This is a genomic window from Vibrio sp. MEBiC08052, from assembly GCF_001506075.1.
Taxonomy (GTDB): Bacteria; Pseudomonadota; Gammaproteobacteria; order Enterobacterales; family Vibrionaceae; genus Vibrio.
On record NZ_KQ947475.1, the window covers coordinates 732,648 to 749,099 of the forward strand.

17 protein-coding genes and 1 pseudogene are annotated in these 16,452 nt (G+C 51.4%); 17 read left to right on the top strand and 1 reads right to left on the bottom strand.

All coding sequences use genetic code 11. From position 1 onward, the window contains the following. Window positions 1-11: 11 nt before the first annotated feature. Both VRK_RS03405 and VRK_RS03410 read left to right on the top strand, forming a co-directional pair. The gene (locus tag VRK_RS03405; RefSeq protein WP_082671295.1) at window positions 12-1,973 is read left to right on the top strand and encodes an ATP-dependent nuclease; all 1,962 of its coding nucleotides are present in this window, start codon (window positions 12-14) and stop codon (window positions 1,971-1,973) included. Further along, a complete protein-coding gene (locus VRK_RS03410) occupies window positions 1,970-3,835 on the top strand; it encodes a UvrD-helicase domain-containing protein (protein ID WP_059120102.1) in 1,866 nt (621 codons plus the stop codon). The genes VRK_RS03405 and VRK_RS03410 overlap by 4 nt, the downstream gene beginning before the upstream one ends. Before the next feature lie 123 nt (window positions 3,836-3,958). On the opposite strand, the gene VRK_RS03415 is transcribed toward VRK_RS03410, so the two are convergent. Further along, window positions 3,959-5,002 (bottom strand): hypothetical protein, encoded by a 1,044-nt coding sequence (locus tag VRK_RS03415; RefSeq protein ID WP_059120103.1) that lies wholly within the window; start codon window positions 5,000-5,002, stop codon window positions 3,959-3,961. Window positions 5,003-5,088: 86 nt separating this feature from the next. On the opposite strand from VRK_RS03415, the gene VRK_RS03420 reads away from it, so the two are divergent. The 15 genes and pseudogenes from VRK_RS03420 to VRK_RS03490 form a co-directional block, all read left to right on the top strand. After that, on the top strand, window positions 5,089-5,319 hold the full coding sequence (locus tag VRK_RS03420; protein WP_059120104.1) for a helix-turn-helix transcriptional regulator: 231 nt from the start codon (window positions 5,089-5,091) through the stop codon (window positions 5,317-5,319). Window positions 5,320-5,323: 4 nt separating this feature from the next. Next, complete coding sequence (locus VRK_RS03425; protein WP_059120105.1) at window positions 5,324-6,178, top strand: helicase RepA family protein; 855 nt, start codon at window positions 5,324-5,326, stop codon at window positions 6,176-6,178. Next, the gene (gene repC / locus VRK_RS03430; RefSeq protein WP_059120106.1) at window positions 6,168-7,076 is read left to right on the top strand and encodes a replication protein C, IncQ-type; all 909 of its coding nucleotides are present in this window, start codon (window positions 6,168-6,170) and stop codon (window positions 7,074-7,076) included. Before VRK_RS03425 ends, repC begins: the two co-directional genes overlap by 11 nt. A gap of 1,157 nt (window positions 7,077-8,233) precedes the next feature. Then, entirely contained in the window at window positions 8,234-9,010 is a 777-nt protein-coding gene (trbJ, locus tag VRK_RS03435) for a P-type conjugative transfer protein TrbJ (RefSeq protein ID WP_059120107.1), read from the top strand. A gap of 2 nt (window positions 9,011-9,012) precedes the next feature. Continuing rightward, window positions 9,013-9,210: a hypothetical protein gene (locus tag VRK_RS03440; protein WP_000790452.1), complete on the top strand. Its 198-nt coding sequence runs from the start codon at window positions 9,013-9,015 to the stop codon at window positions 9,208-9,210. A gap of 2 nt (window positions 9,211-9,212) precedes the next feature. Beyond that, window positions 9,213-10,508: a P-type conjugative transfer protein TrbL gene (gene trbL, locus VRK_RS03445; RefSeq protein ID WP_059120108.1), complete on the top strand. Its 1,296-nt coding sequence runs from the start codon at window positions 9,213-9,215 to the stop codon at window positions 10,506-10,508. Window positions 10,509-10,563: 55 nt separating this feature from the next. Next, window positions 10,564-10,761, top strand: a complete 198-nt coding sequence (locus VRK_RS21400; RefSeq protein WP_059122623.1) for a hypothetical protein — start codon at window positions 10,564-10,566, stop codon at window positions 10,759-10,761. 20 nt (window positions 10,762-10,781) lie between these two features. Beyond that, entirely contained in the window at window positions 10,782-11,036 is a 255-nt protein-coding gene (locus VRK_RS03455) for a hypothetical protein (RefSeq protein ID WP_059120109.1), read from the top strand. 72 nt (window positions 11,037-11,108) lie between these two features. Beyond that, a complete protein-coding gene (locus VRK_RS03460; protein ID WP_059120110.1) occupies window positions 11,109-11,336 on the top strand; it encodes a type I toxin-antitoxin system ptaRNA1 family toxin in 228 nt (75 codons plus the stop codon). 11 nt (window positions 11,337-11,347) lie between these two features. Beyond that, window positions 11,348-11,722: a conjugal transfer transcriptional regulator TraJ gene (gene traJ, locus VRK_RS03465; RefSeq protein ID WP_059120111.1), complete on the top strand. Its 375-nt coding sequence runs from the start codon at window positions 11,348-11,350 to the stop codon at window positions 11,720-11,722. A gap of 186 nt (window positions 11,723-11,908) precedes the next feature. Next, window positions 11,909-12,475: a recombinase family protein gene (locus tag VRK_RS03470; RefSeq protein WP_059120112.1), complete on the top strand. Its 567-nt coding sequence runs from the start codon at window positions 11,909-11,911 to the stop codon at window positions 12,473-12,475. 12 nt (window positions 12,476-12,487) lie between these two features. After that, the gene (locus VRK_RS03475) at window positions 12,488-14,236 is read left to right on the top strand and encodes an Eco57I restriction-modification methylase domain-containing protein (RefSeq protein WP_197413050.1); all 1,749 of its coding nucleotides are present in this window, start codon (window positions 12,488-12,490) and stop codon (window positions 14,234-14,236) included. Next, window positions 14,237-14,980 (top strand): PaeR7I family type II restriction endonuclease, encoded by a 744-nt coding sequence (locus VRK_RS03480; protein ID WP_059120113.1) that lies wholly within the window; start codon window positions 14,237-14,239, stop codon window positions 14,978-14,980. A gap of 3 nt (window positions 14,981-14,983) precedes the next feature. After that, entirely contained in the window at window positions 14,984-15,805 is an 822-nt protein-coding gene (locus VRK_RS03485) for an abortive infection family protein (RefSeq protein ID WP_059120114.1), read from the top strand. A gap of 478 nt (window positions 15,806-16,283) precedes the next feature. Continuing rightward, window positions 16,284-16,436, top strand: a pseudogene (locus tag VRK_RS03490) (Arm DNA-binding domain-containing protein); the annotation flags it as partial. Between the last annotated feature and the right edge of the window lie 16 nt (window positions 16,437-16,452).

Sequence of the window (16,452 nt, forward strand, 5' to 3'; positions counted from 1 at the left end):
GGTAATCAGGGATGAAAATAGAGAAGATAAAGCTACAGAATTTTCGTTGTTTCGGGCATGAGGTGGTCGAGCTAAATTTCGAGGAAGAGCTGACAATACTTGTCGGCGGAAACGGCTCCGGAAAGACCGCGGTGCTGCAAGCTGTGTCCAGGTTGTTTGGTACATCATCATCGCAACGGTCGGTACAGCGTCGGGATTTTCACATACCTATTGACCGGCAGGAGCTGCAGTCTGGCGATAGTTTGTTTATCGAAGCGGTACTTGCCTTCCCTGAACTGGAAGAGCAAGACGCTTCTCCTCTTGATGCCGTTCCGGAGTTCTTTAATCAGATGGCGGCTTCCGGTGAGGGAGAGCCCCTTAAGGCCCGGATACGACTAAAAGCAACATGGACGGATGACGGTACGCCGGAAGGAGCAATTGAAGAGGATATACGCTGGATAAGAACCCTGGATGATAATTTTGAATGGGATGACTGTTCCAGGGTTCAGGCTGTAGAGCGCTCTTCAATCCAGTTTATTTACTTACCGGCAAATCGTGATGCGACGACTCAGGTGACCGCCCTTCTAAAAGGGCGGTTATGGCAGGCTGCCAAGTGGTCGACAGCATTTAGGGATGCAAGCTCTGATAATGCCGGTCAGATCCAGAGCAGTTTTGAGGAGGAGGAGCCGTTAAGGGTCTTGCTGGGGCGTCTTTCAAGACGGTGGCAACAGGTCCATGAAGCCGATACAGACAGTCAGCCGCGTTTAAGGCTTATCGAAAACCGTTTTGAGGAGCTTGTTCGTAAAGCCGAATTTACCTTTACGCCTGATGAAGAAGGTCAGGAGCGCCGTTTGTCCGAGCTGAGTGACGGTCAGCGCTCTTTGTTCCATATTGCCCTTACAGCGGCAACGCTCGAAACCGAGCGGGAAGCTTTTTCTTTGCCTGCTGATGATAGCTCATTTGAACAGGATAAGTTACGCCGTATTCACCTGACGATTCTTGCCATCGAAGAACCAGAAAACAGTCTGTCACCATTCTTTTTGTCTCGCATCATCAAGCAGGCGAGAGAGATCGGCGCACTGCCTTCCGCCCAGGTTCTGCTATCCAGCCATTCCCCGGCTATCCTGAGCCGGATAGAGCCGGAGGAAGTGAGATATTTTCGTATGGACCGGAGCACCCGGTGCTCATCAATCCGAGAACTGATCCTGCCTGAGGATGATGTTGAGGCCAGCGTGTATGTCAGACTGGCCGTAAAGGCATATCCCGAACTTTATTTTGCGCGATTTGTAATCCTGGGTGAGGGAGACTCTGAGCGAGTCGTTATTCCGAAAATTGCGGAGGAAATGGGTGTTCCCCTTGATCCATCATTCGTTCCCGTCGTTCCGCTCGGTGGGCGATTCGTAGCGCATTTTTGGCGGCTGCTTAATAATCTTGAGATTCCACATGCCACATTGCTCGATCTTGATCTGGGGCGCAGGCATGGTGGGGCGAACGCCATGAGGAGTTGTCTTCAGAATCTAGCAGATATTGGGAACGATTGGGGGAACAGAAGTCGTGCGAATGCTGTTCAGCTTACCGACCAACAGCTTTATAACGAAGGTTCGCAAGGTCAATGGCTTCAAGCTTTCAATGAGCAGGGTGTTTTCTTTTCCGCTCCCATTGATCTCGACTTTGCCATGTTGCTCGCCTTTCCAACCGCTTATCAGGTTGCCAATCCAGGTGGTAATGGACCCCAGAGTAGTGCTGCTGCTATTCAAGCCAAAAAGGTCAGCACGCTGAAAACAGGTGGTAATCCTGCCTTGTATACTGCTCATTTTGATGATGCATTCAAATGGTATCCCTATCTGTTCCTGAGTCGCAGTAAGCCCGAAACTCACCTAGCGGCTTTTTCCCGCATCGCGGACGGCGGTGTTGCTGCATCCGCTCCAGCAGAGCTTAGGGCGCTCATTGAGTACGTTACGGATAAGCTCCATCTGTCAGGAGAGAATGAATGACCCGTGTAAGCAGAGACGAATGGGTACCTCTGGGTGTCGGTGGTCTGGAAGGCAGAGCGTGGGAGGCCTTACGTGAAACCGATAGCAGCATCCTTGTGACCGCTGGTGCTGGTGCCGGAAAAACTGAGTTTCTGGCACAGAAGGCGACCTATCTTCTGCAGACAGGTATTTGTCCGGCACCCAAACGTATTCTTGCCATCAGCTTTAAAAAAGATGCCGCCCGAAACATCGCCGAAAGGGTTGCAAAGCGTTGCCCGAGAGATCAGGCGCGGCGCTTTGATTCGATGACTTTTGATGCCTTTACCAAGGGGCTTCTGGACCGGTTTCGTCCGGCTTTACCTGAGCCGTTCAATGCGCCCGGTACGTATCAGATTGTTAATCCGTTTCGCAGGGATTATGACGATTTTATTGAGCGACATGGCTATCACGAAGTGGGTGCTCAACAGCTTGAGAGAAGACTGCTTCTGACAGACCTGCCAATTGACTTGTCAAATGGATCTGAAGTACATCGTGCGTTAGCAGATTACTGGCATGAACAATTCTTCGGGGGCGACGAGATATCCCTGTCCTTCCCGATGATAAACAGGCTTGTAAAACTGTTGCTTCAGGAAAATTCATATATCCGCCGGGCCTTACAGGCAACATATCCCATCGTCTTTCTTGATGAATATCAGGATACCACCTATGCCCAGTACGACATGCTGCTAACGGCATTTGATGGCAGTGACGCTGTCTTTACGGCAGTCGGCGATGATAAGCAGCGCATCATGGGATGGGCGGGAGCCATGGATGACGCCTTCGACCAGTTTGAAAACGACTTTGGTGCGAGGCGCATCACATTGCTTTCAAACTGGCGGTCACATGCGGATCTGGTTCGTATTCAGCACGAGATTGCCCGCCGGATAGACGGCAATGTGGAAGCGGTGCAGGCACAAGGGACCCGTGAAATTGAAGGTGAGGTTTCTGCTATCTGGCAATTCCGGAACGCAGATGACGAGAACAATTATCTAGCAGAATGGGTGAGCCGTGAGGTTCAGTCAGGGCGTGTTGCGCCACATGATGTAGCAATTCTGATCAGAATGCGGGCAGATCAGGTGGAGGGTGAGATAGCCCCTGCTTTTGCGGCACGAGGTCTCAGGATCAGAAATGCGGCCCGGTCAGTCGGTGAAATTCAGATACAGGATCTGCTTGGTGAAGAGCTGACCAGCATATTCGTTCCTTTGCTCCGCCTGGGAGCGACGGACCGAAGCCCAGAAAACTGGGAGCAGGCCCAGCAGAACTATCTGTTTCTGGAGGCTGCCGATCCGGATAACGATCTCACGCAGGAACGGTTACTGGTTAAGCTTGAAGCATTCGTCCGTCAATTAAGAGCAGAGTTGGCGCGTCGCCAGCCTGATCCGGATGCAGCGGAAGAGATTGCAGAGATGCTTCTTGAATTTGTAGGGACCCCTAGGCTTCGGCAATCCTTTCCCGCTTACCTGCGTGCAAGGGATTTTGAGAGGGTGTGGAGTGGATTTGTCACTCTCCTGAAAGAGTGTGCAGAACACAGCAGCAGCTGGACGGAAGCGCTGGATGAGTTCGAAGGTCTTGGCCAGGTAGCTCTGATGACCATCCATAAAAGCAAAGGTCTTGAGTTCCATACGATGATATTTTATGGGCTCGACAATCAGACTTGGTGGAGCCTTACGCCGCAACGGGGTGAAGAGCTAAACACTTTTTTTGTTGCCTTTACCAGAGCAAAGCAGCGTGCGTTTTTCTCCCAGTGCGTTGAGCGAGGGCATGCTATTGGCTGGATACAGCAATTATTGGCCCCGGCGGGAGTCGAAACCATAGATGGTACGACTATATTGGGTACTACGTGAGCATACTTAAGGTAATGCTCTCCAAGTTCATCTAATAGAAGTTTCATGTCTCCTTGGGCCGTTGTTTTCTTCCAATTCGGAAAGAGAGTATCGGCTCAAGCCTGGGTTGGTATATTTTAGCCGCTAAAATTTCTGTTGGCTTTTTCCCGGCCTGTTAGCAGGAAGCAAAAAATCTTTGCGAACTGCTGCTAATGCTTTAGATACTGCTTGAGGTGTCATTGGTTGTTGTTTTCTGCTTAGTAGCTTTGTGCCTATTTGAGATTGAGTGTAGCCATAATGCTGAAGTACCAGCATTTTCTTCTTATTGTCTGAAAGTTTAGAGTCGACCATCTTTCGAGCCAGATTGCGAAGCTCCGCTACGTCTGCTGGCTGTAATGTTAAATTCAACATGAATAGGAAGAAATAGTCATCGATCAGTTTGTCTCCTGACATAGCATGAGGCTTAGCGCGATGTGCAGATTGATGAGCTAACCTAGAAAGTTCGATATTGAATTGTGCGAGGGAGCGCTTTGCCTGTTTGTAACTTGGATTCCACTCGTCATTGGCAAGTTTGGGGCGATGCTCTTTGCAGTAATTGTGGCTAAGTTCTAGTTTCTTGTGGTCTATAAGTTCAACCTCATTTGTTTGTCTCTGCTCTACTGTGAGCATGAATTTTGAGTACTCCGTAAGGTTCCCACAGAATTCGCAGAAACTATGTTTTCGTTGTACGTTTAGGTTGACGCCTTTGGTCGCTGTTGATTTCTTCGGACGCTTACAGGCGCAATCCCAGGTTAATTCAATTAACGATTCAATGGTTGCGACGAAGCACTGATCTCTTTGGGTTTGTTCATCACTTGTCTTTATGAACTGACGTAGCAGTTGGCGCTGCATGCGCACCATTGCTTCCAGCCCTATCAGCCGGATGATTTCGCTAAATCCAACTCCTGAGCCAATACCCGCAACATGGTTTTTATAGCTGTTTGGGAGGGAATCCATGTACTCAGCTATGGCAGGATCGATCAGTTCTTGTATCAGGCGAAGAATGGGATAGCGCCGAGAGAAGGCAGAGTAAGGTCCCCAGCGCGTTCTAAATTTGGCGATAGCAAGAGAAACAGGCTGGGCGCAGCCTGGAAGGATGGCTATGTAGTCTTGCCCTAGGTCTAGTCTAGCTTGGTGTTCGATATTCATAACAACTTTATAGTCCAAAAATAAAGCTTAATCAAGTTGCATTGCTTGGCACGATGAAGCCTCAACAGGTAAATGGAGGTTCAAGCATGCAAACAATGGTAAATAAAGTTCTCATCAACAGGAAACAGCTCCTGGAGATGATTCCACTTTCAACGCGCACAATTTATAACCTGGAACAGCGTGGGGAGTTTCCGAAGCGCATAGCGCTTACAAGCAGAAATGTTGCTTGGGACTTATCGGAAGTCGAAGAATGGATAGAGACGCGTAAAGCGTCTGGAATCCAGGCTGCTCGACCTGGCAACACCATAGAGGCCTAATCGTATGGCCCTTGATCTTATGGCGGCCTTTTCGGAAACGCCGCCGCCTCTTGATTATGTTTTACCTAACATGGTTGCCGGTACAGTGGGAGCTTTGGTTTCACCAGGTGGTGCCGGAAAATCCATGCTGGCCTTACAGCTTGCCTCGCAGATCGCTGGAGGCCCGGACTTGCTGGAAGTCGGAGAATTTCCTGTTGGGCCAGTTATCTATCTTCCCGCAGAGGATCCTCCTGCTGCTATCCATCACCGATTACATGCGCTTGGGGCACATCTCACTGCCGAGCAGCGGCAAGCTGTTGCTGAAGGTTTGCTGATTGAGCCGCTGATAGGAAGGTGCCCCAACATCATGTGTCTCGATTGGTTCGATGGCCTTAAGCGAGCGGCTGAAGGCCGTCGCCTGATGATCTTGGACACCTTACGCCGTTTCCACATCGAAGATGAAAACGTTAGCGGTCCAATGGCACAAGTGATCGGACGTATGGAGGCCATCGCCGCCGATACGGGGTGCTCTATCGTATTTTTGCACCATGCCAGTAAGAGCGCCGCTATGATTGGTGCGGGTGACCAGCAACAGGCCAGCCGTGGGTCGTCTGTTCTGGTCGATAACATTCGCTGGCAATCGTACCTGTCTGGTATGACGCAAACCGAGGCTGTGGAATGGGGTGTTGATGATAGTCAGCGTGGGTACTTCGTTCGCTATGGCGTGAGCAAGGCGAATTATGGCTCTCCTTTCGCAGAGCGTTGGTTCCGGCGTCACGAGGGCGGTGTGCTGAAACCTGCCGTGCTGGAGAGGCAGCGCGTAGCCAGTGGCGTGCTGCCATTCAAGAAATCTAAGGTGAGATCACGTGATGAGCTTTGATCTTACCCATGTTCGACATGATCCAGCTCACTGCCTGGCTCCTGGCTTGTTCCGTAGCCTGAAGCGTGGAGAGCGCAAGCGGCTCAAGCTGGACGTAACCTATACCCATGGCGAGGATTCGATACGTTTCTGGGGGCCCGAGCCTCTAGGTGTTGATGATCTTCGCATCTTACAAGGGCTTGTGGCTATGGCCGCAATTTCTGGTGATAGGGGACGCGGGATTGTGCTGCGAAACGAAACAGAGTCAGAAGTTGGGCAGCAATTGCGTCTCTTGCTAGACCTGAAGTGGGACGCGGTTGAGAAGGATGCAATGGTTGCCAAGGGCAGCTTCCGACAATTGGCGCGAGAACTTGGGTATGCCGACGATGGAGGCAGCCAGTTCAAAACTATCCGCGATAGCATCGAGCGCCTATGGGCAGTATCGGTCATTGTGGAGCGTAAGGGGCAGCGTCAGGGATTCCGCATATTGTCCGATTACGTCAGCGACGACCGGGAAGGTAAACTGTTTGTCAGCCTTAACCCTCGATTGGCAGAGGCTGTAATGGGAGAGCGTCCACATACTCGGCTCGACATGACTGAGGTTCGGGCGCTACAGACCGATCCTGCTCGATTAATACATCAGCGATTATCGGGGTGGATTGATGTCGGTAAATCTGGACGGGTAGAACTGGATACTCTTTGCAACTACGTTTGGCCGGACGAAACGAAGAACCCCAACACCTTGAAAAAGCGCCGTCAGACGGCCCGGAAAGCGTTGACTGAACTTATTTCAGTGGGTTGGACTGTACATGAATACGCCAAGGGGAAATGGGAAATTAGGCGGCCAGGGGCCAACCTGGCCACCCCCCGGCGTGACAGCACCCATCCCCGGCATAATAGTACCCGTGCCCCGGCATAACAGTATCCCATCCCCGGCATAACAGTACCCGCTTCAATCGCGCAAACGCTTGCAGGGCAATGCTTTCCGGCCTGTTTTGGAAATCGATCCAAGATATTCCAAAGAATATCCATCATGCGCGGCATAGCCCGCGCCTGAATGGCGCGTTCATGCCTTGCCAACTCAATCGGCCTCCGGCCGATGTTTTAACGCCAAGAGGGTGGCCGATTCTGCTTCCTCGCCAAGGGCTATCACCTCTTCTTGGCGTTAAATCCGTCCGAAGGACGACCAAAGCCGCCTTATAAGCTCCAGGAGCGTCGTTCAGAGGCCAACTAGGGGGTTAGTGGAGGGGGATGCCTAAAGCGCCTCTCTGGGCGGCTCAGGAAGCCGTATTCCATACATCAAGATGAATAGCCACTTAAGCCGGTAGTAGGCTGAAAATGTGTGCGGTTTGTAGGTTGTAGTATGTAGTAGCACCATACAACATACTACAACACTACATTTCCTATCCACACTGACGTTGTGCTCAAAAATCTGTCCGAAATTGGGCGCTAGCGGCTCGACACGCACAGAGTGTTGGTAGCGATCCTTCCTGACCTGATGACCCAACCGATACCAATCTGAAACCGTCAAAGAAAAGGCCAACGAGAGTGTCTAGTGGGTTTGAAAATCCATGTGATACAGCGATTTACATTCGATGTGTTGCTAGCACTCGTACGTTTCATTGACACTTGAGGGGCGCTATCCCTCCTGAATTGGTAAAGCTGTGTATTTCTGTGTTTGTTTGCTGTGTAAACCCCCGCGTTAGCGTAGTAATTGCCTGATATTACGTGTTTATTTCGTGCTTCTGTTCTAGCAAGAAGGGGAACAAGCGATTTTATATGGTTTGCACTAAAAAACAGATTTTCGCTGCAACACTTTCCTTGGCGTAAACAACGCTGAAAAGCGGGCAAGATAGGTGAAGTAGGCCCACCGACAAGTCGGCGGTTCCTATTTCACTCCCCTTTATTCGCACCGGAGGTGCTCAACGGGAATCTTGCTCTTCGAGGCTACCGGCTGCCGCCGTAGGAGTTATTGGCTTAAATTTCTTCATGTCAACTTTTATGTCCAATTATTGAGCTTATACGTTATGCATTGAAAGGCACGATAAAGCATTCATTGGTAATGGAGATCAACGTATGCAAAAAGTTAGAAGAAAAAATTTAGCCGCTAAAATTGCTCTGGCCGTCGTTATGACGACCTGCACTTTGCAGCCCGTCTACGCCGGTATTCCAGTAGTTGATGGCACCAATCTGACGCAAAACATCATGTCTGCTTTGGAAGCGGTCGCGCAGACGGCCAAGCAGATTCAGGAATACCAAACCCAACTCCAGCAGTACGAAAACCAACTGCAAAACACGATGGCCCCGGCGGCCCATATTTGGGACCAGGCGCAGCGCACCATCAACGATCTGAACCAGGCGACCAACACGCTCGCCTATTACCAGAACCAGCTTGGCAGCCTCGATGCCTACCTGGGCAAGTTCCAGGACGTGGCCTATTACCGCAGCTCGCCTTGTTTCTCGGCGGCGGGATGCAGTGATGCCGAACGAGCCGCGATGGCCGAGAACCGTCGCCTGGCGTCTGAATCGCAGAAGAAGGCCAACGACGCGCTGTTTAAGGGCCTGGAGCAGCAGCAAGTCAATCTTGAAGCCGACGCCCGACAGCTTAACCGCCTGCAATCTGCCGCCCAGGGCGCAGACGGCCAACTGGCCGCCATTGGCTACGCCAATCAGCTCGCCAGCAACCAGGCTAACCAGCTCCTGCAAATCCGTAGCCTGCTGATTGCTCAGCAGAATGCCGTTGGCACTCGAATGCAGGCGGATGCTGACCGCGAAGCTCAATATCAAGCGTCCCGTGAAAGGTTGTTCGATATGGGAGAGCCAACCGACCGTTCAGAAAACAGGGGGTTCTAATCATGAAGAATATCACCCGAGTTTTTATCGTTAGCGCGTTGGCCTCTTTCGTTCTGGTGGGGTGCGGTGAAGATGACGGGCCTAAGCCTGCAACGATCAACTGTGACAACCCAAACCTGACGAAAGAGCAGAGGGAAGAAGGGAACTGTCTTTGGGATATGGGCGAACCCACTGATCGCTCCAAGAACAAGGGGTTCTAACCATGAGCAAGATATTCATTCGACTTGTGATGCTCCTGGCAGTTTTACTGACTTCGCAAACTGCGTCAGCGGCCATTGAGCCTAATGGTGTCTTGGATGAAGTGGCCGTGCGTTTCATGACGGCCAGTGCTACTTGGGGCACGGTAATTACAAACTATGCCGCCTGGCTGTTCTGGACGCTGGGCACTATATCCCTTGTTTGGACTGGCGGGACCTTAATCCTTAAACAAGCGGATATAAGGGAGTTCTTTGCCGAGTTCGTGCGCTTCATCCTGACGTTTGGTTTCTTTCTCTGGTTGCTCAGAAACGGCCCAGACTTTGCGACGTCAATCATCGACTCGTTGAGAATGATCGGTGCTCAAGCCGGTGGCCTTCCGAGAGATCTAACCCCGTCAGAGCCTATTAGTATTGCGTTCGACATTATTGTGAAAGCTGGTGAGTCCTACAGCATCACAAGCCCGATAGATAACTTGTCTATCTTCTTAATCACGCTGGCAATTTTGGCCTGTATGGCGGTAGTGGCGGCCAATGTGTTGTTGGCCTTAGTGACGGCTTGGATATTGATCTATGCCGGTGTCTTCGTGCTGGGGTTTGGTGGTTCGCGTTGGACTTCAGATATAGCAATCAACTACTTCAAAAGCGTATTGGGCGTTGCTTTGAAGTTGATGACAATGACGTTGCTCATTGGCATTGCCATGTCGATCATGGACGGTTTCTATGCCGATCTATCCAATGATGCCCCTATGCGTGAACTGCTGGTGATCTTTGTCGTTTCACTGGTTCTTGTGATGCTCATTCACTCGGTTCCCAATGTGGTCGCCAGCCTGGTTCCTGGAGGCGGCGCGGCGGCAGGTGCTGGCAGTATCAGTGCCGGAGCGATGGCCGGAGCGGCTGTTGCCACTGGCGGTATGGCTGCCGGTGCAGCAATGGCTACCGCCGGCGGTGCGTCTGCTATTCAGGCTGCATTTGCAAAAGCAGGTGAGAACGTAGCGAACAATACTGACGTTATGTCGAGCCTGGGCGGAGCATTTAGCGGTGGCGGCGACTCTGATGAAGCTGGCTCATTTTCCCAAGCGTCCGGCCAATCTTCTAGCGGTGGCGAATCCTCTGGCGGCGGCTTTAAAGGCAGCGCTGTAAAAGCTGGTCGTATTGCAGCGGATACCGGTGCAAATTTGATGAAGGGTATGGGTGATATGGCCGGGGATCGGATTGGCCGAACTGCTGGAGGTCGTCTAGCCAGCTCGATCCGAAACAGTACGAAAGATAACGGGGATGACGACGACAAGGAGGGCGACTGACGACGCTTCCCCTGCATTTGACAACGATAGCTTAGGCGGTGGCGGCACTGGCTGGATGAATCAAACCGGCGGTTTTGATGGCCTATCCAGTGAGGACCAGGAAGAAGCCCGCCAAGCACACGCAGAATGGCAAGAGCGCGACCCGGAAAAGCACACCTTCGACGTTGAGGATTACGTTTCGTATGCCCAGGAACGTCAGCAGGAACGAAATAGTGAGATTGCCAGCTTTGTTAAAAAAGGCCGCATGGCCTAACTAGATAAGGATTACTGATTATGGAGTTTAACTTTCCACCCCAAAACCTTGCGGAGGTATTTGGTTTCTTCGCAGTGATGTTCATTGTGATGCTGGCCTTCTATTTTTTGGGGCAGTGGCTGCACAACACCGGACACGGCTCGAAGATGAAAGCCATTGCCGACAAAATGGAGGTATTCCAAAACAGGTTGGCCGGGCGTGCTTACAAGGACATGACGAGATCGGTCGATCAAATCGACAAAATGAGACGCTGGCCGTTTGGCCGACGCAAGTAGTTAGAAAGCACACGGGCCGGTGATGGTGCACCGGCCCGCATTTCCACATACCACCTGACAGAGAGGTGACACATGACAACCACACATAATATCGAAGTTCAGAACGTAATTCATCAGGCCGCGACCAAGTTGGCTGCCTTGGAGTTCATCGACCAGGAAACCGCCCGGCAGATTTCGCCCGTTGCGGAAGCCGTCGCCAATATGTTCACGATCCTGTACTACCAGGCTGAAACTGGTCGAGCGACGCCGGAGGACTTCCAGGAGGGGTTGGACACTATCCGCCAGGTAACAAGGAGGTAAGGCAAAAGGTGATGAACGATAAGGCAAAACGAATAACGAGGAAGAGCAGTACGCCTATCAAGGTGTACTGCTTACCCGAGGAAAAGGAGCATATCGAGGCGCAAGCAAAGCGAGCAGGCATGAGCGCTGCGCGTTATCTGCGTGAGGTTGGCCAGGGCTACAAGATCAAGGGTGTGGTCGATTGTGAGCAGGTACGGGAGTTGGCTCGAATCAACGGCGATCTTGGCCGTTTGGGTGGCCTATTGAAGCTATGGCTGACCGATGACGTGCGAACTGCCCAGTTCGGCCAGTCAACAATCCTTGCTGTTCTCAGTAAGATCGAGGCGACGCAGGAGGAAATCGGTAAGGTCATGACCAAGGTTGTTATGCCGAGGTCTGAATCATGACAATATCGTACGCTAGGGATATGGGGCGACCAATTGGTCGCCCTATTATTTTAGCGGCTAAATTTTTCTTCACGGTGTTCACTAAACGGTAGTTTTCTGGACAGAGAGAGCCGCCGCATTTTTTCATTTTTCTGGCTATTCTTCTCTGTTAATATACCCGTTAAGTTTTCAATGTTGAGAATGTCCATGAATCAACGCATTGGATACGCCCGTGTTTCGACGGACGACCAGCACCTAGACCTGCAGCGTGATGCGCTCACGCAGGCAGGGTGCAGTGTGATCTACGAAGAAGCGGTCAGCGGCAAGAATGCAGCTCGCCCAGAGCTTAATCAGTGTCGCAAGGCGCTTCGGGAAGGGGATACTCTCGTAGTGTGGCGACTGGATCGGCTCGGACGTAGCCTACCTGACTTGGTAACGATTGTTGCAGACTTAGAGCAGCGTGGTGTGCATTTTGAGAGCCTGACCGAGCAGATAGAGACTGGTAGTGCTGCGGGCAAGCTGCAGTTTCACGTTTTTGCGGCGCTTGCGGAGTTCGAGCGTAGCTTGATCCGGGAGCGGACCCAGGCCGGGCTGGCAGCAGCTCGTGCTCGTGGGCGACTCGGGGGGCGCAAGCCAAAGTTAGACGACCGGCAAGTGCGAGAAATCAAGGCGTTGTTACGCGATCCAGATATTCAGGTGGCTGAGGTTGCCCGCCGTTATGGCGTGTCGCGAACTACCCTGTACAAGTACGTCGGTGTCGTCACGCCGCGTTAATGAGGAATTTTAATGCTCCAACAATCATTAGAGGTTGGCTCTACCAAAAAGATACAACAGTCTGTTCAGGAGTCTGAGCCTAGTTGTCCTGTTATGGCCGCGAGTGAAGCAATGGCGATAGGAGGGGGACATGAAGCCCGTGGAGCGATTTTTACGCGCCCAGAAGTGGTTGATTTCATTTTGGATCTATCTGGATACACGGAAGATCAACCCCTCCATAAAAAGCGGCTTTTAGAACCATCCTTCGGCGGAGGAGATTTTCTGCTGCCGATCATAGATCGACTCTTATGCACATGGCGGGCAGCCAGGCCGAACGGTTCTGCATTCGATGAGCTGGCTGATGCGATTCGAGCGGTGGAGTTGCATCACGAAACCTTTCGTAGCACTTATACCGCCGTTGTCGCGTTGCTCAATCGCCACGGGATCGCTGAGGATGCTTCGACTGCTTTGGCTGACTGCTGGCTGTCACAGGGTGATTTCCTGCTGGCACCACTCGAAGGGCAGTTTGATTTCGTGGTAGGCAACCCGCCCTATGTCCGTCAGGAGTTGATCCCGGCACCGCTGCTTGCCGAATACCGCAGTCGTTATCTGACAATGTTCGACCGGGCCGATATTTATATTCCCTTTATCGAACGGTCGTTATCGGTATTGTCAGATGGTGGCAACTTGGGCTTCATCTGCGCGGATCGCTGGATGAAGAACCGCTATGGTGGGCCGTTGCGCAGCCTTGTAGCTGAGGGTTTCCATCTAAAACTTTATGTCGACATGGTGGACACACCGGCTTTCCACTCTGCTGTGATCGCCTATCCTGCCATCACTATTATCAGCCGTGAAACTCCGGGAGCAACGCGCATCGCTCACCGTCCGGACATTGACCGGGCGACGCTCAGCACGTTGGCTGGTTTGCTTACAGCCCCTACATTGCCGAAAGGACCCAGCCAAGTACGCGAACTTGCTCGCGTGACTAACGGCGCGGAGCCGTGGCTGCTGGAGTCATCCGACCAGATGGCGCTTATTCGCCGCCTGGAGAGTGTTTTTCCTCTGCTAGAAGATGTGGGATGTAAGGTTGGGATCGGTGTTGCGACTGGTGCTGATAAGGCGTTCATAGGGGAGTTCGAGACGCTTGATGTAGAGCTAGACCGTAAGCTACCGCTGGTGACAACAAAGGACATCATGAGTGGTGAAGTGCACTGGCGTGGGCAAGGTGTAGTCAATCCCTTTGCCGAGTCCGCCGGACTGGTTGATCTCGACGAATACCCGCGTTTACGGCGCTATCTTGAGGCTAGACGAGAGGTAATTGCAGGGCGGCACTGTGCGAAAAAAGCACCTGCTAGGTGGTATCGTACGATTGACCGCATTAATCCGGCACTAGCCACAAGGCCGAAGCTACTGATTCCAGACATCAAGGGGGAGGCTCATATTGTTTATGAAGGCGGTGAGTTATATCCACATCACAACCTCTATTACGTTACGTCCGATGACTGGGATTTGAGAGCCTTGCAGGCAGTGCTGCTGTCCGCCGTCACACGTCTATTCGTGGCGACCTATTCAACGAAAATGCGGGGAGGATTCTTGCGCTTCCAAGCGCAGTACCTGCGCCGGATTCGTATCCCAAGGTGGGAGGATGTGTCTGAACCGATGCGTCGTGAGCTGGCCGAAGCAGCCATCAAGAGAGACGTACAAGCATGTAATTTGGCAGTATTCAAGCTTTACGGCTTGAGCCGCGAAGAACGATCATCCCTCGGGGGTAATGGAGAATAAATGGCACTTGATCTCGTCAACTACGAAGAAAAAGCCCGAGAGGCAGTGAAAGCATTTTGGGGTAACCGTGAAGCAGCAAGACAGAAACAGATAGAGTCAGGTAATGCCGACCAAGGTGAGCGGGCAGGCGTAACTGCTGGAAAGAACATGGATGGTTTTTTGGCCTTGATACTCGATGTCGTCAGGGCTAATGGACTCTCACATGCTGAAATACACCAGAGCAGCAGAATGCTGACATTGCCTGGTTATTTTCGACCAACAAAATTGTGGGATTTGTTGGTGCTCTACAAAGGGGAGCTGATTGCCGCTGTCGAACTGAAAAGTCAGGTTGGCCCCTCATTCGGAAATAATTTCAACAATAGAACCGAGGAGGCTATCGGGACAGCCCATGATCTTTGGACAGCTTTTCGTGAAGAGGCTTTTGGTAAGCAGCCACGCCCCTTTGTTGGCTGGTTGATGGTGGTCGAGGATGCACCGGCGTCGCGCAAGCCTGTCCGCAATGCATCACCACATTTCCCAGTGTTTGAGGAGTTCAATGGTGCATCTTATCTCAAGAGGTATGACCTCCTATGTCAGCGGCTGGTTCAGGAGCGGTTGTACACAACAGCAGCCGTCTTAACTGCAGAGCGGAGTGCGCTGGATACGGGCGAATTTGCTGAGCTGTCATCAATGACCAGCCTTAAGACGTTTGTTACTGCTTTGGCGGGTCATGTCGCTGCTGAAGCCGCACGTCTCGGAGAGTAATGAATGGCAGACCTGAGCGCATTCGAACGGCGTAAGCTCGAAAAGCTGCTTGGAATGGGCAGCGGGTATGTACTGAACTTCTCTGATCGTACCTATTCCGAGTTCTTCTTGGACTATCGCGTTGAAATCGATGCGGCCATGTATCGAACGGGTGGGGACTCAAAGGCCAAGCGGATGCGTACCTTCTGGGATATTGCTCCTAATCACACCGCCGGCAGGGTAATTGATGGTTTGATCACCTACGGCGTTCAAGAAGACTGCTTTGGAGATAGCAATCCTCTGCTGACCGATGATTGCCGGAAAATCTCTCAGCGGCTTCTTAGCGACCAGCCGGTGGCAGAGTTGGATGCGTTGACTGCTATCGCTGATGAGCGAGACTTCGAGGTAGTGGCGGAACACGTCCGTGAAGCCATTGAGAAAAATCAGCCCGAAGGCGGGCTAGATCGCTTGCATACCTTTGTTAACAAGTTTGTCCGTGTGACGTGTGAGCCGCACGGCATCACAATCACTCGTGACAAACCGCTACATAGTGTGTTTGGAGAGTATGTGAAGGCGTTACGCGCTGGTAATCATCTTGAGTCTGCGATGACTGAGCGTATCTTGAAGTCCAGTATTTCTGTGCTGGAAGCTTTCAACGATGTGCGTAATAACAAAAGTCTTGCTCACGACAATCCGATATTGAACTATGAAGAAAGCTTGCTGATTTTCAATCACGTGGCAGCCTCTATCCGTTTCATCAAGAGCTTGGAGACAAAGATAAAAACTAAGGTGGTGATCTGCGAGAAGGCTCAGAAGACGAGCTTGGATGACAGCATCCCTTTCTGACTCTAAAGGTGCTTTTATGGCCGATATCTCAAAAAAATCCGCCTCTCTAGACGATGACAGCCCGAGTGATACTGAGGCTAATGTGCGTCGGTTGACCCCTGAGGAGCTAGTAGAGTTACGGCGAGACATGGCAGAATCGTCAGCTTGGGCCAAAGCTGAACTAAAGCGTCGACGAGCAGAAAGAATCAAAAAAATCTGAACATGGCATAGATAATGGTATTGATAGCAAGTGATTTTATAAATATCTGTTACTTAAGGGTATTTTCTTCTTGTTGATGTTAGAGTGGGAATAATGCTCCTTTAAGAAACGTCTGGCACTAACAGGCACTAAATCATACTTAAGTCCGCGTAATAGCGGACTTTTTTTGTTTTTGGCTTAGTCATTGTTGGCAATGTCTGGCAACGCCAAGCACGGTTTGACCGTGGTATTTTTGATGGGTATGATTCATCGGTAATGTCATGGATTACGCCCGATACCATGCTGACTGATACCAAGCTACGCAATCTCAAACCCAAAGATAAACTTTATAAAGTCAATGACCGTGATGGCCTCTATGTTGCTGTCACTACCGCAGGCTCTATCTCTTTTCGCTACAACTACTCGATCAATGGCAGACAAGAAACCATTACCTCAGAAAGTTGAGAAC